Source organism: Streptomyces sp. NBC_00386 (genome assembly GCF_036063235.1).
Taxonomy (GTDB): Bacteria; Actinomycetota; Actinomycetes; order Streptomycetales; family Streptomycetaceae; genus Streptomyces.
Genome location: NZ_CP107950.1, coordinates 6,320,310 through 6,340,557, shown reverse-complemented (window position 1 = coordinate 6,340,557; position 20,248 = coordinate 6,320,310). Strand labels below are relative to the sequence as shown.

Genomic DNA, 20,248 nt, shown 5'->3' with positions numbered 1-20,248 from the left:
ACGGGCTACCGGGTTCATCCGAACTCGTACGCCTCGACCTCGGCGATGTACCGCGCCCGCCGCTCCTCGTCGTGCTCCAGGAAGGACGCCTCGAAGGAGTTGCGGGCCAGTTCCCGCAGCCGCTCCTCGCCGAGGCCGAGGGCCTCGCGCACGGCGCCGAAGTTGTCGCCGGCGTACCCGCCGAAGTAGGCGGGGTCGTCGGAGTTGACCGTGCACAGCAGCCCGGCGTCCATCATGGCGGGCAGCGGGTGCTCCGCCAGGACGTCCACGGCGCGCAGCCGTACGTTCGACAGCGGGCACAGGGTCAGCGGCACCCGTTCCCGGACCAGCCGTTCGACGAGCTCGGGGTCCTCCATGCAGCGCAGCCCGTGGTCGACGCGCTCGACGCCGAGGATGTCGAGGGCCTCGGTGATGTACGCGGGCGGCCCCTCCTCCCCGGCGTGCGCGACGCGCCGCAGCCCCAGCCCGGCGGCGGCCTCGTACACCGCGCGGAACTTGACGGGCGGGTGGCCGACCTCGGCGGAGTCGAGGCCGATGCCGACGATCCGGTCGAGGTAGGGCTTCGCGGCCTCAAGGGTGTCCATGGCGGACTCCGCGGACTCGTCACGCAGGAAGCACATGATCAGCTGGGTGGAGACGCCGTGGGTCTCCTCGCTGCGCCCGAGCGCCCGCCACAGCCCCTCGACGACCGTCCCCATCGGCACGCCCCGGGCTATGTGCGCCTGCGGGTCGAAGAAGATCTCCGCGTGCCGTACGCCCTGCGCGGCCGCGCGGGCGAGGTAGGCGTCGGCCAGGTCGGCGAAGTCCGCTTCCGTCCGCAGGACGGCCATGAGCTCGTAGTACAGGTTCAGGAAGGTCTGGAGGTCGTCGAAGAGGTACGCCTCGCGCAGCTCCTCGGTGTCCGCGTACGGCAGGGTGACGCCGTTGCGCGCGGCGAGCGCGAAGGCCAGCTCGGGTTCGAGAGTGCCTTCGATGTGCAGGTGCAGTTCAGCCTTGGGGAGGGACATCGAAGCATCGTACGGCCCCTCCCCCGAGGTATCGAAAACGGCATCTTCCCGGCACCGGGCGTCCCGGCCCCCGTCCGCCGTGTCCTCAGTGCCGCTTCGGGACCGGTACCCGCACCAGGTCGTGCGCCACGGTCAGCTCCCCGTCGAACCCCGCCGCGCGGGCCTCGCGCTCGAACTCGCCGGGGTCGGCGTAGCGCTGGCTGAAGTGGGTGAGGACGAGATGCCGCACCCCCGCCTCCTTGGCCACCCGGCCCGCTTGACCCGCTGTCAGATGCCCGTGGTCGGAGGCCAGTCGGTGATCCCCGTCGAGGAAGGTCGACTCGATGACCAGCAGGTCGCAGCCCTCGGCGAGCGCGTCCACTCCCTCGCACAGCCGGGTGTCCATGACGAACGCGAACCGCTGTCCCCGCCGGATCTCGCTGACGTCGTCCAGGGTGACGCCCCGCAGTGAGCCCTCCCGTTGCAGCACCCCGACGTCGGGCCCCTTGATCCCGTGCTCCACGAGCCGCTCCGGCAGCATCCGCCGCCCGTCCGGCTCGACCAGCCGGTACCCGAAGGACTCGACGGGATGGGAGAGCCTGCGGGCCTCCAGGGTGTACGCGGGCGTCGTCACGAGGACACCGTCGTCCGCGACCGGCGCCTCGGTCAGCGGGACGGTCTCGCGGTAGGCGGTGGCGTACCGCAGCCGCTCGAAGAAGTGCTGCCCGGAGAGCGGGTAGTGCACGGTCACCTCGTGCGGGACGCGGTCGAGGTTGATGCGCTGGATCACCCCGCCGAGTCCGAGCGCGTGGTCGCCGTGGAAATGGGTGACGCAGATGCGGTGCAGGTCGTGCGCGGCGACCCCGGCACGCAGCATCTGGCGCTGGGTGCCCTCGCCGGGGTCGAAGAGGAGCCCCTCACCGTCCCAGCGCAGCAGATAGCCGTTGTGGTTGCGGTGCCGGGTCGGAACCTGGCTGGCGGTGCCGAGGACCACCAGTTCACGTGCGGACAAGGCCGGTTATCCCGGCGGCCACTGCAGGCCACGACCGCCCAGGAGGTGGGCGTGCGCGTGGAAGACGGTCTGGCCGGCACCGCTGCCCGTGTTGAACACGACGCGGTAGCTCTCCAGCTTCTCCTCGCCCGCGACCTCGCCGGCCTCGCGCAGGACGTCCGCCGCGACGGCGGGCTCCGCGGCGGCGAGGGACGCCGCGTCCGGGTAGTGCACCTTGGGAATGACCAGGATGTGGGTCGGCGCCTGAGGGTTGATGTCGCGGAACGCCACCGTCGTGTCGCTCTCGCGCACCAGCGTCGCCGGGATCTGCCCCGCCACGATCTTGCAGAACAGGCAGTCGTCCTGCGGCTGCCCGCCCTCGTCCCGCCTCGGCTCCTGCGCCATGCGTGTGCCTCCTCACGCCAGCCGATCATTACCTCCGCATGCTAGCGGCCCGGCGGTGCGGACGGCTCGCGTGTGGCTCGCGCCGCCGCCGTCCGCCCCGCCGGGCGAAGGTCACAGCGGCGGCAGCGTGGGCGCGGTCTTCGCCGGGTTCTCCTCCAGGGCGGCCAGCGCGATCCTGACCGCCTCGTCGAGCTGGGTGTCACGGCCGGCCGCGTGGTCCTGCGGCGCCTGGACGACCTCGACGTCGGGATCGACGCCGTGGTTCTCGACGTTCCACTCGTACCCCTCCATCCAGAAGGCGTACTTGGGCTGGGTGACGCTGGTGCCGTCGACGAGGTGGTAGCGGCTGTCGATGCCGATGACACCGCCCCAGGTGCGGGTGCCGACCACGGGTCCGATGCCGAGCGCCTTGATCGCCGCGTTGACGATGTCGCCGTCGGAGCCGGAGAACTCGTTGGCGACGGCGACGACGGGACCGCGCGGCGCGTCCTCCGGGTAGCTGTAGGGGCGCAGACCGCGGGGCAGGTCCCAGCCGACGATCCGCCGGGCGAGCTTCTCCACGACGAGCTGGGAGGTGTGGCCGCCGCGGTTCTCGCGGACGTCCACGACCAGGCCCTCACGGGCCACCTCGACCCGCAGATCGCGGTGGAGCTGCGCCCACCCGGCGCCGACCATGTCCGGCACGTGCAGATAACCGAGGCGACCGCCGGACCGCTCGTGGACGTAGGCGCGCCGGTCGGCCACCCACGCGTGGTAGCGCAGCGGCTCCTCGTCCGCGAGCGGTACGACGACCGCGTGACGCGGATCGCCGCCGCCCGAGGGTGAGACGGTCAGCTCGACGGGCTTGCCCGCGGTACCGACGAGCAGGGGCGCGGGCCCGGCCACCGGGTCCACCGGCCGGCCGCCGACCGCGACGATCGCGTCCCCGGCGCGCACCGCGACGCCGGGCGCGGCGAGCGGGGCCCGCGCGTCCGGGTCGGAGGTCTCCGAGGGGAGGATCCGGTCGATGCGCCAACTGCCGTCCTCGTGGCGGGAGATGTCCGCGCCGAGGAGCCCTTGCGCCCGGTCGCCGCCGCTCCAGCCGCCGCGCGGGGTGACGTACGCGTGCGAGGTGCCGAGTTCGCCCTGCACCTCCCACAGCAGGTCGACGAGGTCGTCGTGGGTCGCGACCCGTTCCAGGACCGGCCGGTACCGGTCGAGGACGGCGTCCCAGTCGACACCGCCGAGGTCGGGACGCCAGAAGTTGTCCCGCATGAGGCGGCCGGTCTCGTCGTACATCTGGCGCCACTCGGCGGCCGGGTCGACGCTCTGGCGCACCCGCGACAGGTCGACGGTGATGTTCGTGTCGCTCTCGTCGTCGTTCGAGGCGCGCCGGTCGCTGGGGACGACCTTGAGCTTGCCGTCGGTCCACAGCAGGACCCGCTTGCCGTCGCCGGTGACGGTGAAGTGGTCGGCGTCGGCGGCGAGGTGCTCGATGCGCTGCTGGGCGAGGTCGTACCGCTCCAGTTCGGTCTTCGGGTCCGGGTCGTCCGGGGTGGCGCGGGAGGCGCCGAGCACGCCCCTTACCGGGTGGCGCAGCCACAGCAGTCCGTCCTTGGCGGCGCGCAGCGTCGAGTAGCGGGCCGCCTCGACGGGGAACGGCACGATCCGGTCGGCGAGTCCGTCCAGGTCGATACGGGTGCTGGGGGCGCCCTCGCTGTCGGGTGTCTCGTCCTTGTCGGGGGCCTCGAAGGGCCTGCCGTGGCGCTGGGGTCCGAAGGGGGACGGGGTCGTCGCGGCCAGGGTGATCAGATACGGCCGGGAGCCTCCGACGAAGGCCAGGTCGAAGACGTGCTCGTCGTAGACGGGGTCGAAGGCGCGGGCCGACAGGAAGGCGAGGTGCTTGCCGTCGAGGGTGAACGCCGGTGCGTAGTCCCGGAAGCGCAGCGGGGTCGCCTCGGTCACCGACAGGTCGGTGGTGTTGGCGAGCTTGAGCTGGCGCAGCGGGCGCGGCCCGGGGTGCGACCAGGCGAGCCACGCGGAGTCGGGCGAGAAGACGAGGCCGGTGACGTCGCCGTCCTCGCTGCGGTCGACCTCGCGGACCTCGCCGCTCTCGCGCTCGACGAGGAGTACCCGCCCGTCGTGCGAGGCGACGGCGGCGCGGCTTCCGTCGGGCGCCATGGCGAGGCCGAGGACCCGGCCGAGGGCACCGGCGGCGAGCCGTCGCGGGGTGGCTCCCGGGGCGACGCCGGTGGCGGGGGCGAATTCGAGGGCGTCGTCGCCCTCCGCGTCGGTCACCCACACCACGTGCTCCTCGCCCTCGGCGCGGAAGGTGCGGGGCAGCCGGGCGCGGACGCCCTGTTCGGCGGCGAGCGCGCGGGTGGGGCCGGAGCGGTGGGTGACCCAGTGGACGGCACCGCGCACGGAGACCGCGCTGCCGCGTCCGGTGTGGTCGGGCGCGGCGGCGGAGAACCAGCGCGAGGCGCTGACGGGGTGCGGCTGCTGGTCGACGCGCTGGCCGCCGAGCCTGATGTCGAGGCGGCGCGGCTCGGCGCCGTCGAGGCCGTCGAGGAGCCAGAGCTCACCGGCGGACGCGTAGACCACGCGGGTGCCGTCGGTGGCCGCGTGGCGGGCGTAGAAGCCGTCGAGGGGTGTGTGGCGGCTCAGGCCGGATCCGTCGGCGAGGGAGGAGTACAGGGCCCCGACGCCCTCGTGGTCGGAGAGGAAGGCGATCCGTTCGCCGGCCCAGAAGGGGTATTCGATGTTGCCGTCGATGTCCTCGTGCAGCCGGACGAACTCGCCGTCGCCGTCCCGGTCGATCCACAGCTTGCCGGCCGTGCCGCCCCGGTACCGCTTCCACCAGGCGGCCTCGCGTCCCATCGGGGCGGACAGCAGGACGACACCGCCCTCGCCGTGGGCGACATCGCCGACGGGCCCGTACGGCAGGGTCGTCGCGGGGCCCCCGTCGAGCGGGACGGAGCGGGCCCAGGTGCGGCGCAGGCTGGCCTGTCCCTGGGTGCTGAGGGCGAGCACCTGTCCGTCGGGGGTCCAGCCGCGCACCTGGGTCTTCGGGCTGCCCCAGTACGTCAGCCGCTTCGCGGGGCCGCCGTCCAGGGAGGCCGCGTGGACCTCGGGGGCTCCGTCCCGCGTCGACGTCCAGGCGACGGTCGTACCGTCCGGGGAGACGCGCGGATGGCTGACCGGGACGTTGTCGGCGCTGACCCGCCAGGCGCGGCTCCCGCCGTCGACCGGGGCGGCCCAGATGTCGTCCTCGGCCGTGAAGACGACCAACTCGCCGTGCAGATGCGGAAACCGGATGTACGCGGAGGCAGCGGACTCAGTCACCCGGTCACCCTACGCAGCGCGCGCGTGGCCCGACAGGGGTTTGGATCACTTGATCCGCGTACGGTCCGGCAGGTCATTTGCCCTGTGAGGGCCAGCAGGTGGGGTCGCCCTTGCACCACATCGTCCGGGTCACGGTGACGGTGACGGTGGGGTTGGGCTGTCCGTTCGTGGGGTGGTAGGTGACCGGCGGGGTGGGTCCCGCGTCGCAGTCGCCCAGTCCCTTGACGCGGAAGACCTGCCTGCCGCCGACGGTGGCGCGCAGATCGCCGCGTACGCAGGCGCCGTTGACGGCGCGGGTGACCTTGCCCTTGACGGCGATGTCCCGGCCGTCGCCGGTCTGGCCCTGGCAGTCGACGGTCGCCACGGTGTTCTCGCTCGGCGAGGGCGACTTCCCCGGCGTGTAGGCCTTGCCCGCGTTGCCCAGGCGGGCGGTGCAGGTGAGCCAACTCACGTCCACGTGCTGCCGTTTCAGTTCTCTGGTCGCCGTCTGGTCGGTCGTGTAGGCCACGGTCGCGGTGCTGAGTCCGTCCACGGGCTGGCACCCGGTCACCGCGAACACTCCGGCCGCGCCCAGCCCGACGGCCACCAGGACCCGCCCGTGCCTCGTGCGGCCTCTGAAATACCTCAAAGCCCCCATGGACGGCAGCGTCCCACCGCACGGCGACGCGCGGTAGACCGCATGCGGCCATCGGGGGCACAACCACCCGAAGGAGTTGCCCGGCGGGCCGGGGAGGCCGTAGGGTTCCCGGCTCCCCGGCCCCGGGCGGGCTTCTGAGCGTCCGTCAGCCGAGCAGCAGCAGCCACTCCTGGAGTTCCACCAGGTTGCCCTCGGGGTCCTTGAGGTGGGCGACGCGCATGCGTTCCGTCATGGGCGCCGGGCCGTGCAGCAGGGTCGCTCCGCGCGAGACGACCTGTTCGCAGTAGGTGTCGAGGTCGTCCACCCGCAGCACCACCAGCGACCGGTGTCCGGCCACGGCGTCGCCGAGCTCACCCAGTATTTCCGTCATCATGGCCCGGTCCTGGAGCGCGATGCCCGCCGACCCGGTGACCGGACTGAACTTCTCGTACGGTCCCTCGGCCGCGCCCGACTGGGGCTTGAGGCCGAGGACCTCGGAGTAGAAGCGGTAACAGGTGGCGAAGTCGGAGACGAGCAGTCGTACCTGAGCGAGTTCCATGAATTTCCCGGTGAGGTGCGGACGGTGAGGTCGTGCCGGCGGGCCGGCGGGTCAGGACCAGCGGCCGGTGCGGGCCAGCAGCAGCGCCGTGGCCACGGTCCCGGCCGTCGAGGTGCGCAGTACGGTGCGCCCCAGGTGGAAGGTCTTCGCGCCGGCCTCGGTGAACAGCGCGACCTCTTCGGCGGAGATCCCGCCTTCGGGGCCGACCACCAGGACGATGTCCCCGGAGCCGGGCAGCGCGGCGGTCGCGAAGGGCTCGGTGCCCAGGGCGGTGTCCTCGTGGAGCACGGCGGCGAGATCGGCTTTGGCGAGAAGTGCGGCAACCTGTTTGGTCGTCATGGCGTCCGTGACCTCCGGGAAGCGCGCCCGGCGGGACTGTTTGCCCGCCTCCCGGGCGGTGGCCCGCCACTTGGAGAGCGCCTTCAGACCCCGCTCGCCCTTCCACTGCGTGATGCAGCGGGAGGCGGCCCAGGGGACGATCGCGTCGACGCCGGTCTCGGTCATGGTCTCGACGGCCAGTTCGCCCCGGTCCCCCTTGGGCAGGGCCTGGACGACCGTGATGCGCGGCTCCTCGGGGGCTTCCTCGGTGACCGTGCCCATCCGTACGATCAGCCGGTCCTTGCCCTCGGTGCCGAGGACCACGCAGTCCGCGCGGCGCCCGGCCCCGTCGGTGAGCACGACGTCCTCGCCGGTGTGCAGCCGTTTCACGGAGACGGCGTGCCGTCCCTCGGGTCCGTCGAGGACATGGCGTCCCTCGCCGTCCGTGTCGAAGTGCTCGACCAGGAACACCGGTGCCGTCATCGGGCCGCACCCTCTTCCGGGATCTCGGCGGCGGCCGACAACGCTGTCTCGGCGGCCGCGATCTCTGCGTTCAGTACCTCCACGAGCTGCCCGGCGGGCAGGTCGCGGGCCATGCGGTGGCCCTGTCCCGCCCACAGTGCCATGCCCTGCGCGTCGCCCGCCTTCGCGGCCGCCTTGCGCAGCGGCAGGGTGAGGTGGTGGACCTCGGGGTAGGCGGCGGGGGCGTACGGGCCGTGCTCGCGCATGAAGCGGTTGGCCAGCGCTCGCGCCGGGCGTCCGGAGAAGGCGCGTGTGAGCTCCGTGCGTACGTACAGGGGGTCGGTCAGCGCCTGTTTGTGCACGGCGCTCGCGCCGGACTCGGGGGTGGCGAGGAAGGCGGTGCCGAGCTGGGCCGCGTTCGCGCCCGCGGCGAGGACGGCGGCGATCTGGCTGCCGCGCATGATGCCGCCGGCCGCGACGACCGGGATCCCCACGGTCTCGCGGACCCGCGCGACCAGCGTGAGCAGGCCGACGCCCGTGCCGTCCGTCTCCGGGTTGTCCCGGTGGGTGCCCTGGTGTCCGCCGGCCTCGATGCCCTGCACGACGACCGCGTCGGCGCCGGCCCGCTGCACGCCGAGGGCTTCCTCGGCCGTGGTGGCGGTGACCAGGGTGAGGGTGCCCGCGCGCCGCAGCGACTCCAGCACCTCCGGCTTCGGGACGCCGAAGTGGAAGGAGACCGCCGCCACCGGGTTGTCGAGCAGGACGGCGAGTTTGGCGTCGTAACCGTCGTCGCGGCCGTTGTCCGGATCGCCGAGCTCGGTCTCGTACCAGGCGGCCTCGCCGGCGAGCTGGTGGGCGTACACCTCGACCGAGGCGGCGTCCGCGTGCTCGGGCTGCGGCAGGAACAGGTTGACGCCGAAGGGACGGCCGGTCAGCCCGCGCAGCTGCTTGATCTCCTGGTACATGCCGTCGGCGGTCTTGTACCCCGCCGCGAGGAAGCCGAGCCCGCCGGCCTCGGACACGGCGGCCGCGAGCTGCGGGACGGAGACTCCGCCCGCCATGGGGGCCTGCACGATCGGGTGAGGGAAGAGATCGGTCAGCGCGGAGGACATGACGGCATGTTGTCACGTCCCCGGGACAAGTCAGAAACCGGTCGCCCGTCCGGATAGTGCCTCCGACATGGAGGGCACGGGGCGTGTCCCGCCCCGTGCCCCGCTTGGATCAGCGGCCGTTGAAGGCGTCCTTCAGCCGGGAGAAGAGTCCCTGCTGACCGGGCTGGAACTGACCCGTGGGCCGCTCCTCGCCACGCAGCTTGGCGAGCTCGCGCAGCACCCGCTCCATCTCCGGGTCGAGCTTGGTCGGCGTGGTGACCTCGACGTGCACGATGAGGTCGCCGCGGCCGCCGCCGCGCAGGTGGGTGACACCCCGGCCGTGCAGCGGGATCGACTGGCCGGACTGCGTGCCCGGACGGATGTCGACCTCCTCCATGCCGTCGAGGGTCTCCAGCGGCACCTTCGTGCCGAGGGCCGCCGCCGTCATCGGGAGGGTGACCGTGCAGTGCAGGTCGTCCCCGCGCCGCTGGAAGGTCGAGTGCGGCAGCTCGTGGATCTCGACGTACAGGTCGCCGGCGGGGCCGCCGCCGGGGCCGACCTCGCCCTCGCCCGCGAGCTGGATCCGGGTGCCGTTGTCCACACCCGCCGGGATCTTGACCGTGAGGGTGCGACGGGAACGGACCCGGCCGTCGCCCGCGCACTCGTGGCACGGGGTCGGGACGACGGTGCCGAAGCCCTGGCACTGCGGACACGGCCGTGAGGTCATGACCTGGCCGAGGAAGGACCGCGTCACCTGGGACACCTCGCCGCGGCCGCGGCACATGTCACAGGTCTGCGCGGAGGTGCCGGGTGCGGCGCCCTCGCCGTTGCAGGTGCCGCAGACGACGGCCGTGTCGACCTGGATGTCCTTCGTGGTGCCGAAGGCCGCCTCGTCGAGCTCGATCTCCAGCCGGATCATGGCGTCCTGGCCCCGGCGGGTGCGCGAGCGCGGTCCGCGCTGCGACGCCGTGCCGAAGAACGCGTCCATGATGTCCGAGAAGTTCCCGAAGCCGCCCGCGCCGAAGCCGGCGGCGCCGGCGCCGCCCTGCTGGGACAGCGGGTCACCGCCGAGGTCGTAGACCTGCTTCTTCTGCGGGTCCGACAACACCTCGTACGCGGCGTTGATCTCTTTGAACCGCTCCTGCGTCTTCGGATCGGGATTGACGTCCGGGTGCAGCTCGCGAGCGAGCCTCCGGAACGCCTTCTTGATCTCGTCCTGGGACGCGTCGCGGCGCACGCCGAGTACGGCGTAGTAGTCCGTGGCCACTTACGACTCCGCCAGGATCTGTCCGACGTACCGTGCCACCGCTCGTACCGCTCCCATCGTTCCCGGGTAATCCATGCGGGTCGGGCCGACCACGCCGAGTTTGGCTACTGCTTCGCCGCCCGAACCGTAGCCGACCGAGACCACGGACGTGGAGTTGAGTCCCTCGTACGCGTTCTCATGCCCGATTCGCACGGTCATGCTCGAATCTCCGGCCTCTCCAAGCAACTTGAGGAGCACGACCTGCTCCTCCAGCGCTTCGAGCACCGGCCGGATGGTGAGAGGGAAGTCATGTCCGAATCGCGTGAGATTGGCGGTACCGCCGATCATCAGCCGCTCCTCGGTCTCCTCGACGAGTGTCTCCAGCAGTGTGGAGAGCACTGTCGAGACCGTACCCCGGTCCTCCGCCTCGAAGGCGTCCGGGAGGTCCTGGACGAGCTGCGGGACGTCCGCGAAGGGACGCCCCGCGACCCGGCTGTTGAGCCGGGCCCGCAGGTCCGCCAGCGACGTCTCACCGAACGGCGCCGGGCAGTTGATCATGCGCTGCTCGACCCGGCCGGTGTCCGTGATCAGCACGAGCATCACCCGTGCGGGAGCCATGGACAGCAGCTCCACATGGCGCACGGTCGAGCGGGTCAGCGAGGGGTACTGCACGACGGCGACCTGCCGGGTGAGCTGCGCGAGCAGCCGCACGGTCCGGCCGACGACGTCGTCCAGGTCGACGGCACCGTCCAGGAAGTTCTGGATGGCGCGGCGCTCGGGCGCGGTCATCGGCTTGACGCCGGCGAGCTTGTCGACGAAGAGGCGGTAGCCCTTGTCCGTGGGGATGCGCCCGGCACTGGTGTGCGGCTGGGCGATGTACCCCTCGTCCTCCAGGACCGCCATATCGTTGCGGACGGTCGCGGGCGAGACGCCCAGCCGGTGCCGCTCGGTGAGCGCCTTGGAGCCGACCGGCTCCTCGGTGCCCACGTAGTCCTGGACGATGGCGCGCAGCACCTCGAGCCTGCGTTCGCTGAGCATCGCGCACACCTCCAGGAGTCGACTTGGTGGTCTTCGTGGTCTTCGTGGCTTTCGTCTGGCACTCAGCGCACGCGAGTGCCAACGTTCCCCAGCTCAGTGTACGGCGGTGAGGCACGCCCCGGGCAAGGGCGGGCCTGCGATGTCGTGCACGGCACCCGGTCACCGTTAGCGTCGCCGCATGAGGCTGACTTGGGAAGAGCTCGGGTGGGAAAGGCTGGCGCCCCGGGTGGGGCGACGGCGGCTTCCGGGCTGGGACTGCACGGCCGGGCTCGTCGTCGGCGAGGGGGCGGCGCTGATGATCGACGCCGGGTCGAGCCTCGCGGAGGGCGCCGCGCTGTGCGCCGATGCGCGGGCCCTGACCGGCGGACGTGTGACTCATATCGCGCTCACCCACCCGCATTTCGACCACGTGTTCGGTGCCGCGGCGTTCGCGGGCGTGCGGATCCTCGTCGCCGACGGTTCGTCCGAGGCGTACGAGAACGGCCGCGACGAGCTGTGCGCGGACGCGGTGCGCAACGGTCTCGACCCGAGGGCGGCGGAGGAGGCGGCCGACACCCTCGTACGCCCCCGCGGCTTCGTCCGGAGCAGCCGGGACCTGGATCTCGGCGGCGGCGTCGAGGTCCGGCTGGTGCGGACGGGCGAGGGCCACACCGCCCACGACCTCGTGGCCGTCGTGCCCGGCGACCCGGCGGTGGTGTTCTGCGGCGACCTGGTCGAGGAGTCGGGCGAGCCCCAGGCGGGCCCCGACGCCGTACCGTCGCGCTGGCCCGCGGCCCTCGACCGGCTGCTCGGACTGGGCGGCGAGGACGCGCTGTACGTCCCCGGGCACGGGGCGGTCGTGGACGCCGCGTTCGTACGGACCCAACGGGACGCCTTGGCGGCACGTTTCGGCGCGACGGGTTCCGGCACAGCGGGTTCCGGCTGAGCGCGTCCGGTACGCGGGGCCCGGCACGGCGGGGTCCGGCACGGCGGATTCCGGCGTGTCGTGGTGAACGGCGCCGGGCTTCTCCTATCGTCATCCGAATGCGCCAGTACTCTCCGGACCTGACCCCGCCGTGGAAGAAGCCCCGGTCCGTGCCCGAGGTCCCGGCGGACCCGGGTCTGGTCGTCGAGGAGCCCGGCACCGGCTTCTGCGGCGCGGTGATCCGCTGCGAGGCGGGCACCGTGACCCTGGAGGACCGCTTCGGCAAGCACCGGGTTTTCCCGCTGGAACCGCGCGGCTTCCTCCTGGAGGGCAAGGTGGTGACCCTGGTCCGCCCGGCGGCCGCAGCTCTCGTTCGCCCCAGCCGTACGGCCTCCGGCTCGGTGGCGGTACCCGGCGCCCGCGCCCGGGTCGCGCGCGCCGGGCGCATCTACGTCGAGGGCCGCCACGACGCCGAGCTGGTCGAGCGGGTCTGGGGCGACGACCTGCGCGTCGAGGGCGTCGTCGTGGAGTACCTGGAGGGCGTCGACGACCTCCCGGCGGTCGTCGACGCGTTCGCCCCGGGCCCGGACGCCCGGCTCGGCGTCCTCGTGGACCACCTGGTCCCGGGTTCGAAGGAGTCCCGGATCGCCGAGGCGGTCACGAGCGAGCACGCCCTGGTGCTCGGCCACCCGTACATCGACGTCTGGGAGGCCGTGAAGCCGTCCTCCGTGGGCATTCCGGGCTGGCCCCGGGTCCCGCGCGGCCAGGACTGGAAGACGGGCGTGTGCCGGACCCTGGGCTGGCCGGAGAACACCGGCGCGGCCTGGCAGCACATCCTGTCCCGGGTCCACTCCTACAGGGACCTGGAGCCGGCGCTCCTGGGCCGCGTGGAGGAACTGATCGACTTCGTCACCGCGCCGGAGTGACCGGTCGGCGGCCGGTTCCCCGGGTCCGGCGCCGGTGCCCCTTGACATCCGGGTTTCCACCGGAGCCGGGTGCCACCCGCTCGCCTCCGGACCAGAGGTCCGGCGCCCACCGGAGGCAGCCCGCCGACACGGCGTGCCGCCCGCCGGAGGGCCAGATGGAGACGCTGTACCGGAGCCGGGGCAGGTCCGGCCGCAGCGGCTCGCCGTCGCGGACGAACAGCCACAGCCGCGGGTCGTCGCGGTCGGTCTCGCCCTTCGGGCGGAGTTCGAGCGTGCGCAGCCGCCCCGCCTCGTGGACACCGACTCCGGCCGGCGCGTCCCAGCGGATCAGCGCGACCTCCTTGCATCGCATCCACCGGAAGCCCGTCGCGTCGAAGGCCGTGACCCACCGGCGGGCCCTCCAGCGGGAGATGAGCAGGATCACCCCGCCGAGGCCCAACAGCATCGTGACGGCGACCGGGATCCACTCGGGGCCGAAGCCGTCCGTGCGGGTGGCGAGCCGGCAGCCCGGCGCACCGGCCGCGAGCAGCGCCACCCCGACCGGAAGCCCGAGCAGCAGCCTGCGCAGGCCGTAACGCAGAACGGTCGCGTCCTCGGCCGGCCATCCGTCGGAAATCATGGCCGAGAACGATGCGGGAACAGGTGTTCAGTCCACCAGATCCCGGACGACGGCGTCCGCGAGGAGGCGGCCGCGCAGGGTGAGGACGGCGCGGCCGGCGTCGTACGGACCGGCTTCGAGGAGTCCGTCGGACAGAGCGCGGCGGGAGGCCGCGAGGCCGTCGGGGCGGAGCAGGGAGAGCGGGCAGCCCTCGCGCAGCCGCAGTTCGAGGAGGATCCGCTCGACCCGGCGGTCCTCGTCGGACAGGAGTTCACGGCCGGCGCCCGGGGAGCGGCCCTCGGCCAGTGCCGCCGCGTACGCCCCCGGATGTTTCACGTTCCACCAGCGAACGCCGCCGACGTGACTGTGCGCGCCGGGGCCCGCTCCCCACCAGTCGGCGCCGCGCCAGTACAGCTCGTTGTGCAGACAGCGGCCGGCCTCGGAGGTGGCCCAGTTCGACACCTCGTACCAGTCGAAGCCCGCCGCCGACATCACCTCGTCCGCGATGAGATAGCGGTCCGCGTGCACGTCGTCGTCCGTCATGGGGACCTCACCGCGGCGGATCCGGCGCGCGAGCTGGGTGCCCTCCTCGACGATGAGCGCGTACGCGGAGATGTGGTCGGGACCGGCGCCGAGGGCCGCTTCGAGCGACGCCCGCCAGTCGTCGTCCGACTCCCCCGGTGTGCCGTAGATCAGATCAAGGTTCACATGTGCGAAGCCGGCCGCGCGGGCCTCGGCGACACAGGCCTCGGGGCGGCCCGGGGTGTGCGTGCGGTCGAGCACCTTCAGGACGTGCTGCCGGGCGCTCTGCATGCCGAAGGAGATCCGGTTGAAGCCGCCGGCGCGCAGGGTCGCGAGGTACTCCGGGTCCACGGACTCGGGGTTCGCCTCCGTCGTGATCTCGGCGTCGTCCGCGAGCCCGAACTCGTCCCGGATCGCGCCCAGCATCCGTACGAGATCGTCGGCGGCCAGCAGCGTGGGCGTACCGCCTCCGACGAAGACCGTGCGGACCGGGCGGGGGTCGTCGCCGAGGACCTTGCGGGCGAGCCGGACCTCGTCGGTCAGGGTGTCCGCGTAGTTGTCGCGGGAGGCGAGCACGCCCCCGCTGCCCCGCAGCTCGGTCGCCGTGTAGGTGTTGAAGTCGCAGTAGCCGCAGCGGGTCGCGCAGTACGGCACGTGGAGGTAGAACCCGAGGGGCCGCTCGGCCGCCCCGTCCAGGGCGTGCGCGGGCAGCGCCCCGTCGTCGGGGACGGGCTCACCGTCGGGAAGTGCGGAAGGCATGCGTTCCATTGTCCAGCACGGCCGGGGTGGACGTGTCCGGCGCGGGCGGGGGCCTGCCAGGCGGGGCGGGGGACGTGTCCGGCGGGGGCGGAGGGCGGTCCGGCAGAGGCGGGGGGACGGTCCGGCAGAGGTGAGGAGACGCGCCCCCACCGGGGCGAGGATGGGCCCCGGCACACGCCTGACGGGGTCCGGAGTCCCCGGGGCCGCGACAGGCCCTAGTCGGCCTGCAACACCAGCAGGGCCATGTCGTCCTCCGGCGGGCGGCTGCCGAACGCGTGCACCAGCCCGCGGATCCGTTCCGCGATCATCTCGGCGTTCAGGCCGGTGCAGCCGGCGAGGGCGTGCGCGAGACCGTCGTCGTCGTCGAACTGACGGGACCCGTCGCGCCGCTCCGTCACGCCGTCGGTGACGCACAGGAGGCTGTCCCCGGGATACAGCTCGAAGGACTCGGAGGCGTATTGGGGGTCCTCGAAGACGCCGAGCAGGGTCTGCGGCCGGGCCACCTCCCGTACACCTCCGTCGGGGCTCAGCAGCAGTGGCAGCGGATGCCCCGCCGAGGCGAGGGTGCAGCGCACTCCGCCGTCGAAGGGGACCAGCTCGCCGTAGAGCATGGACAGGAAGCGCGTCTGCGGGCCGAGGTCGGTTCCGAGCCCGGGTCCGCCCGCGGCCACGAGAGCGCGGGCCGCCGCGTCCGCGGCCTCCGTCGCGTCGTCGAGGAGGAGCTGGTTGAGACGGTCGAGGACGTCCGCGACGTCGTAGCCCTCACGCGCCAGCAGCCGCAGCCAGGGCCGCGCCAGGCCGATCACGACGGCGGCCTCGGGCCCCTTGCCCTGGACGTCGCCGACCGCGAAGCACCAGCGCCCGTCGCCCGCCGGGAACACGTCGTAGAAGTCACCGCTCGGCCCGCCCTTGTCGAGCGGCTCGTAGACGAGGGCGCTGCGCACCCCGGGGATCTCGGCGACCGCGCCCGGCAGCAGCCCTCGCTGCAGGATCCGGCTGATGGTGGCCTGCCGCGCGTACTGGCGGGCCGCTCCGATGGCCAGGGCGATGCGGCGGCTGAGGTCCTCGACGAGTCCGGTGACCTCGTCGGGGAAGTCGGGCGGTCCGGCCCGCCCGATGACGAGCGTGCCCAGCGGCCGGCCGCCCGCGATCAGCCGGTACGCCAGCGCCGCCCCGCTCGCCCCGCGGGCGCCCAGCGCCTCGCCGGGCCAGGGCACCGGGACGGCTCGGGAGCGCACCGCGTCGGGCAGCCGTGGCGGGTCCTTCTCCAGGGCCTGACGCAGTCCCTCGACGAGGTTCTCGCTGCCGTGCCAGACGCGGGCGAGGCGGGGGCCGAGGGCCAGACCGAGACCGCCGGCCCGGTCGGTGGCCTCGTCCTCCAGCCATACGGCGCACCAGTCGGCGAGGCGCGGGACGAGGAGCTGACCGGCCAGCGCGGCGACCAGGTCCTCGTCGAGCTGTCCGGCGAGCAGGTCGGAGGCCTCGGCGAGAAAGGAGAGGGCTCCCCGGTCGAGCCAGTCGTGGCCCGATCCGGCGCTCCGGTTCGCCCCCGGGGCGGACAGGGCGCGGTACGGCTCGGCGCCGGCCCCCGGCCCGTACCCGGGGAGCGGCCCCTCGGCGTACGCGATGGCCCCGGCCCCGGTCGGCTCCGGGTCCTCCGCCCGGCCGGTGAACCCATCGGCTCCGGCGAACCCGCTCGTTCCCGCGAGCCCGTCGCCGTCCCCGAATCCCCCCGGACCGGCAGGACCGCCCGCGGCCGCGAATCCCCCGGGCCCGGGAAGGCCGTCGTCGTCCGCGAACCCTCCCGGCACGGAGAGACCGCCCGTATCCGCGAACCCGCCCGGTCCGGCGAGTCCGCTCACGTCGTCGAAGCGGCCCGGCCGGCGCGGGTCGTCGTCGTCCGCGAAGACGCCCGCACCCGGCAGAGCTCCGGCGGCCCCGTCGACCAGCAGCCTCGACCACACCGTCTTGACGCCCGGACGATAGGTGATGCCCCAGGCCTCGGAGAGCGCGGAGACCAGGCGCAGGCCCCGCCCGTACTCCGGTGTCCCGTAAGCCGGTTCGGCGCCGTCCTCCCGTATGGCCCGTGAGGGATGCCGGTCGGAGACCTCGACGACCAGCGGTCCGGGCGGACCGTCGGCCGGGCACTCCAGGCGGCACAGCAGCTCGACGTCGGTGCCCGCGTGCACGACGGCGTTGGTGACCAGCTCGCTGACCACCACGGCCGCGTCGCCGGTGAGCCGGTCGTCGATGATCTCGCTGCCGGGCAGGGCCAGTTCGGACCAGCCCAGGAGCGTGTCGCGGAGGAATCGGCGCGCGGCCGCGGGGGCGAGCGGAGTGCCGGGCAACGATGTACGTGACACGACGTCCCGGCCGGCGGGGTGGTGCGCGAGCGCGTCCGGTGCGCATGGCGTGGACTCCCGTTGCGTCGGAATGGCCCCCACTGTGCGGCTCCCTGGGCAGTTCGGACGAAGACACCTCGGACGATGCGGCCAGGGTGACAGACTGGCGGCGCTCATAAGCGCCGAGTCACCGAAGTGGGCCGGCATGAGTGGGAACAGTGGTATGGATGTGCTCGAAGTCGGACAGAATCGAGCATCCGATCCGCGTCCACCGCCCGCCGCGACGACGGCGGCACGGCACGGCGACACGGCACGGCGGCTTCAGTACGGCGCCCGGGACGGGTCATGGACCGGTCGCCGGACCGCGAGGCACCGAGAAACCACGGACCGAGTGAGGCACCGTCATCATGAGCGCCGAGACGACGACCGACGAGGGAGCGAGCATCCTCCTGGTCGACGACATGGAGGACAACCTGGTCGCGCTGGAGGCCGTCCTGCGTTCCCTCAACGAGCCGCTGGTGCGCGCGCGTTCGGGCGAGGAGGCGATGAAGGCGCTGCTGCGGCAGCGGTTCGCGGTCGTCCTGCTCGACATCCGGATGCCGGGCATGGACGGATTCGAGACGGCCGCGAACATCAAGCGGCTCGACCAGACCAAGGACGTGCCCATCATCTTCCTGACGGGCACGGACGCCGACGCGGGCTACGCCTTCCGCGGGTACGCGACGGGTGCCGCCGACTATCTGGCGAAGCCGTTCGACCCGTGGGTCCTGCGCGCCAAGGTCAGTGTCTTTCTCGACCTGCACCGCAAGAACCGCCAGCTGGAGTGCCTGCTCGCCCGTGAGCAGGACCAGTTCGACGAACTCGCCGCCCGCCTCAGGAGGATGGACACGCACCTGTCGGCCGGCGCCGTCCCGGACATACCCGAACTCCGCGACCAGCTACGGCGGATGGACGAACTGCTGAGCAGGATGCGGCACAGGCGGGACGGATAGGAGAGACCGCGCGGGGCTCCACCGGGAGCGGGGACGCGTGGGAACTCCGCCGGGAGCGGGGACACGCGAGGACTCCGCCGCTCGGTCGCGGAGAGGTCCTGCGCGCCCCCGCCCCGTACGGGCGATGGCCGATGACCGATGGCCCCGGGCTACGCCTCGCGGGAGCCCGCGTACATCTCGTCGATCAGGTGCTTGTACGCCTTCTCGACGACCGGGCGCTTCAGCTTGAGGCTCGGCGTGATCTCGCCGTGCTCGACGTCCAGGTCGCGGGGCAGCAGACGGAACTTCTTGATGGTCTGCCAGCGCTGCAGGCCCGCGTTGAGCTCCTTCACGTAGCCCTCGACGAGGGCGACCGTCGCGGGTGCCGCGACGACCTCGGCGTACGACTTGCCCTCCAGCCCGTTGTCCTTCGCCCACTCCAGGATCGACGGCTCGTCGAGGGCGATGAGCGCGGTGCAGAAGTTCCGGTCGGCGCCGTGCACGAGGATGTTGGAGACGTACGGGCAGACGGCCTTGAACTGGCCCTCGGCCTCGGCGGGCGAGATGTACTTGCCACCCGAGGTCTTGATCAGGTCCTTCTTGCGGTCGGTGATCTTCAGATAGCCGTCGGCGGACAGCTCGCCGATGTCTCCGGTGTGGAACCAGCCGTCGGCCTCCAGGACCTCGGCGGTCTTCTCGGGCAGCCCGTGGTAGCCCTCCATGATGCCGGGGCCGCGCAGCAGGATCTCGCCGTCGTCCGCGATGCGCACCTCGGTGCCGGGCAGCGGCTTGCCGACCGTGCCGGTGCGGTAGGCCTCACCCGGGTTCACGAAGGAGGCGGCGGAGGACTCGGTGAGCCCGTAGCCCTCCAGGATGTGGATGCCGGCGCCGGCGAAGAAGTAGCCGATCTCCGGCGCGAGCGCGGCGGAGCCGGAGATGCAGGCACGCAGGTTGCCGCCGAAGGCCTCGCGGATCTTGGCGTAGACGAGCGCGTCGGCGACCTTGTGCTTGGCGCCGAGCGCGAACGGCACCGAGGCCGAACCCGTGCGGCGGAAGTTGTCCTGGCTCGCCTTCGCGTACTCCCGGGAGACCTCGGCGGCCCACTGGAAGATCTTGTACTTGGCGCCGCCGCCGGCCCGCGCCTTGGCGGCGACCCCGTTGTAGACCTTCTCGAAGATGCGCGGCACGGCCGCCATGTACGTCGGCTGCACCACCGGAAGGTTCTCGATGATCTTGTCCACGCGGCCGTCGACGGCGGTGACGTGCCCGACCTCGATCTGGCCGGAGGTCAGGACCTTGCCGAAGACGTGCGCGAGCGGCAGCCACAGGTACTGGACGTCCGCCTGGCTGACCAGGCCGGTCGCGGCGATCGCCTTGGCCATGTACGACCAGTTGTCCTGCGGCAGCCGGACACCCTTGGGGCGGCCCGTGGTGCCGGAGGTGTAGATGAGGGTCGCGAGCTGGTCGGCGGTGATCGCGCCGACTCGCTCCTTGATCAGCTCGGGGTGCTTCTCCAGGTACGCGGAGCCGCGCGCCTCCAGCTCGGCGAGCGTCAGGACCCAGTCCTCGGTCTCCACGCCCTCCGCGTCGATGACCACGACGTGCGTGAGCTCGGGGAGCTCGGCGCGCTTCTCCCGGGCCTTGGCGAGCTGGGCCGCGTCCTCCGCGATGAGGACCCTGCTCGCGGAGTCGGAGAGGATGAACGCCGACTCCTCGGCGTTGGTCTGCGGATACACGGTCGTGGTGGCCGCGCCCGCGCAGAGGATGCCGAGGTCGGCCAGGATCCACTCGACGCGGGTCGAGGAGGCGAGCGCGACGCGCTGCTCCGGCTGTACGCCGAGTTCGATCAGCCCGGCGGCGATGGCGTAGACCCGCTCGGCGGCCTGCGCCCAGGTCAGCGACTTCCAGGTGTCCGGGCCGTCACCCGAGGCCGGTACCGGGTAGCGGTATGCCTCGGCGTCGGGTGTGGCCGCCACGCGCTCCAGGAAGAGTGCGGCGACGGACGGCGGACGGTTCTCGATCAGGGTCTGTGTGTCGCTCACGACATCCTCCGGGGCCCGCGGCAGTGCGGCTGGCTCAATTGCGGCTGTTGTTTAACTCGCGAGTAACTACCGAGCAGAGATCAGACTAGAGCGCGTCCGGCCGGTGCGTAAGAGGCGGCGGCCGGTCACTTCCCGGCCACTCCTCGCA

The 20,248-nt window shown here is 72.6% G+C and carries 17 protein-coding genes; 3 read left to right on the top strand and 14 right to left on the bottom strand.

Going from position 1 to position 20,248, the window contains the following annotated elements:
- Positions 1-14 precede the first annotated feature (14 nt).
- From OG780_RS27780 to hrcA, 10 genes are all read right to left on the bottom strand, one after another.
- Positions 15-1,007 carry an adenosine deaminase gene (locus OG780_RS27780; RefSeq protein ID WP_328452633.1) on the bottom strand — a complete coding sequence of 331 codons (993 nt, stop codon included), beginning with the start codon at positions 1,005-1,007 and terminating at the stop codon, positions 15-17.
- A gap of 85 nt (positions 1,008-1,092) precedes the next feature.
- Entirely contained in the window at positions 1,093-1,998 is a 906-nt protein-coding gene (locus OG780_RS27775) for a ribonuclease Z (protein ID WP_328452631.1), read from the bottom strand.
- 6 nt (positions 1,999-2,004) lie between these two features.
- Positions 2,005-2,382: a histidine triad nucleotide-binding protein gene (locus OG780_RS27770; RefSeq protein WP_328452629.1), complete on the bottom strand. Its 378-nt coding sequence runs from the start codon at positions 2,380-2,382 to the stop codon at positions 2,005-2,007.
- Between the two features lie 111 nt (positions 2,383-2,493).
- Positions 2,494-5,706 carry a S41 family peptidase gene (locus OG780_RS27765; RefSeq protein ID WP_328452627.1) on the bottom strand — a complete coding sequence of 1,071 codons (3,213 nt, stop codon included), beginning with the start codon at positions 5,704-5,706 and terminating at the stop codon, positions 2,494-2,496.
- A 73-nt stretch (positions 5,707-5,779) separates the two neighbouring features.
- Positions 5,780-6,343 carry a hypothetical protein gene (locus OG780_RS27760; RefSeq protein ID WP_328452626.1) on the bottom strand — a complete coding sequence of 188 codons (564 nt, stop codon included), beginning with the start codon at positions 6,341-6,343 and terminating at the stop codon, positions 5,780-5,782.
- A gap of 145 nt (positions 6,344-6,488) precedes the next feature.
- Positions 6,489-6,881, bottom strand: coding sequence for a VOC family protein (locus OG780_RS27755; protein WP_328452625.1), 393 nt, complete (start codon positions 6,879-6,881; stop codon positions 6,489-6,491).
- A 51-nt stretch (positions 6,882-6,932) separates the two neighbouring features.
- Entirely contained in the window at positions 6,933-7,682 is a 750-nt protein-coding gene (locus OG780_RS27750) for a 16S rRNA (uracil(1498)-N(3))-methyltransferase (RefSeq protein WP_328452624.1), read from the bottom strand.
- Positions 7,679-8,773, bottom strand: coding sequence for a nitronate monooxygenase (locus OG780_RS27745; protein WP_328452622.1), 1,095 nt, complete (start codon positions 8,771-8,773; stop codon positions 7,679-7,681). The genes OG780_RS27750 and OG780_RS27745 overlap by 4 nt, the downstream gene beginning before the upstream one ends.
- A 109-nt stretch (positions 8,774-8,882) precedes the next feature.
- Positions 8,883-10,019, bottom strand: a complete 1,137-nt coding sequence (gene dnaJ, locus OG780_RS27740) for a molecular chaperone DnaJ (protein WP_328452620.1) — start codon at positions 10,017-10,019, stop codon at positions 8,883-8,885.
- Positions 10,020-11,036: a heat-inducible transcriptional repressor HrcA gene (gene hrcA / locus OG780_RS27735; protein WP_328452618.1), complete on the bottom strand. Its 1,017-nt coding sequence runs from the start codon at positions 11,034-11,036 to the stop codon at positions 10,020-10,022.
- A gap of 178 nt (positions 11,037-11,214) precedes the next feature.
- Between hrcA and OG780_RS27730 the strand changes: the two genes are divergently transcribed.
- Both OG780_RS27730 and OG780_RS27725 read left to right on the top strand, forming a co-directional pair.
- Entirely contained in the window at positions 11,215-11,961 is a 747-nt protein-coding gene (locus OG780_RS27730; protein ID WP_328452617.1) for an MBL fold metallo-hydrolase, read from the top strand.
- Positions 11,962-12,059: 98 nt separating this feature from the next.
- Complete coding sequence (locus tag OG780_RS27725) at positions 12,060-12,866, top strand: DUF3097 domain-containing protein (protein WP_328452615.1); 807 nt, start codon at positions 12,060-12,062, stop codon at positions 12,864-12,866.
- Here OG780_RS27725 and OG780_RS27720 read toward each other — a convergent pair.
- The 3 genes from OG780_RS27720 to OG780_RS27710 form a co-directional block, all read right to left on the bottom strand.
- Positions 12,850-13,485 (bottom strand): hypothetical protein, encoded by a 636-nt coding sequence (locus OG780_RS27720; RefSeq protein ID WP_328452613.1) that lies wholly within the window; start codon positions 13,483-13,485, stop codon positions 12,850-12,852. The genes OG780_RS27725 and OG780_RS27720 overlap by 17 nt on opposite strands.
- A gap of 27 nt (positions 13,486-13,512) precedes the next feature.
- Positions 13,513-14,745, bottom strand: coding sequence for a radical SAM family heme chaperone HemW (gene hemW, locus OG780_RS27715; protein WP_328452611.1), 1,233 nt, complete (start codon positions 14,743-14,745; stop codon positions 13,513-13,515).
- A 215-nt stretch (positions 14,746-14,960) separates the two neighbouring features.
- The gene (locus tag OG780_RS27710) at positions 14,961-17,093 is read right to left on the bottom strand and encodes a SpoIIE family protein phosphatase (RefSeq protein WP_328452609.1); all 2,133 of its coding nucleotides are present in this window, start codon (positions 17,091-17,093) and stop codon (positions 14,961-14,963) included.
- A 401-nt stretch (positions 17,094-17,494) separates the two neighbouring features.
- Between OG780_RS27710 and OG780_RS27705 the strand changes: the two genes are divergently transcribed.
- On the top strand, positions 17,495-18,079 hold the full coding sequence (locus OG780_RS27705) for a response regulator (RefSeq protein WP_328452607.1): 585 nt from the start codon (positions 17,495-17,497) through the stop codon (positions 18,077-18,079).
- A gap of 149 nt (positions 18,080-18,228) precedes the next feature.
- On the opposite strand, the gene OG780_RS27700 is transcribed toward OG780_RS27705, so the two are convergent.
- Positions 18,229-20,100 carry an AMP-dependent synthetase/ligase gene (locus tag OG780_RS27700; RefSeq protein ID WP_328452605.1) on the bottom strand — a complete coding sequence of 624 codons (1,872 nt, stop codon included), beginning with the start codon at positions 20,098-20,100 and terminating at the stop codon, positions 18,229-18,231.
- Positions 20,101-20,248: the final 148 nt, after the last annotated feature.

Coding starts and splice junctions, on each gene's coding strand:
- OG780_RS27780 (WP_328452633.1), bottom strand. CDS start 1,007: ATGTCCCTCCCCAAGGCTGAACTGCACCTGCACATCGAAGGCACTCTC.
- OG780_RS27770 (WP_328452629.1), bottom strand. CDS start 2,382: ATGGCGCAGGAGCCGAGGCGGGACGAGGGCGGGCAGCCGCAGGACGAC.
- OG780_RS27760 (WP_328452626.1), bottom strand. CDS start 6,343: ATGGGGGCTTTGAGGTATTTCAGAGGCCGCACGAGGCACGGGCGGGTC.
- OG780_RS27755 (WP_328452625.1), bottom strand. CDS start 6,881: ATGGAACTCGCTCAGGTACGACTGCTCGTCTCCGACTTCGCCACCTGT.
- OG780_RS27750 (WP_328452624.1), bottom strand. CDS start 7,682: ATGACGGCACCGGTGTTCCTGGTCGAGCACTTCGACACGGACGGCGAG.
- OG780_RS27745 (WP_328452622.1), bottom strand. CDS start 8,773: ATGTCCTCCGCGCTGACCGATCTCTTCCCTCACCCGATCGTGCAGGCC.
- hrcA (WP_328452618.1), bottom strand. CDS start 11,036: ATGCTCAGCGAACGCAGGCTCGAGGTGCTGCGCGCCATCGTCCAGGAC.
- OG780_RS27730 (WP_328452617.1), top strand. CDS start 11,215: ATGAGGCTGACTTGGGAAGAGCTCGGGTGGGAAAGGCTGGCGCCCCGG.
- OG780_RS27725 (WP_328452615.1), top strand. CDS start 12,060: ATGCGCCAGTACTCTCCGGACCTGACCCCGCCGTGGAAGAAGCCCCGG.
- OG780_RS27720 (WP_328452613.1), bottom strand. CDS start 13,485: ATGATTTCCGACGGATGGCCGGCCGAGGACGCGACCGTTCTGCGTTAC.
- hemW (WP_328452611.1), bottom strand. CDS start 14,745: ATGCCTTCCGCACTTCCCGACGGTGAGCCCGTCCCCGACGACGGGGCG.
- OG780_RS27705 (WP_328452607.1), top strand. CDS start 17,495: ATGAGCGCCGAGACGACGACCGACGAGGGAGCGAGCATCCTCCTGGTC.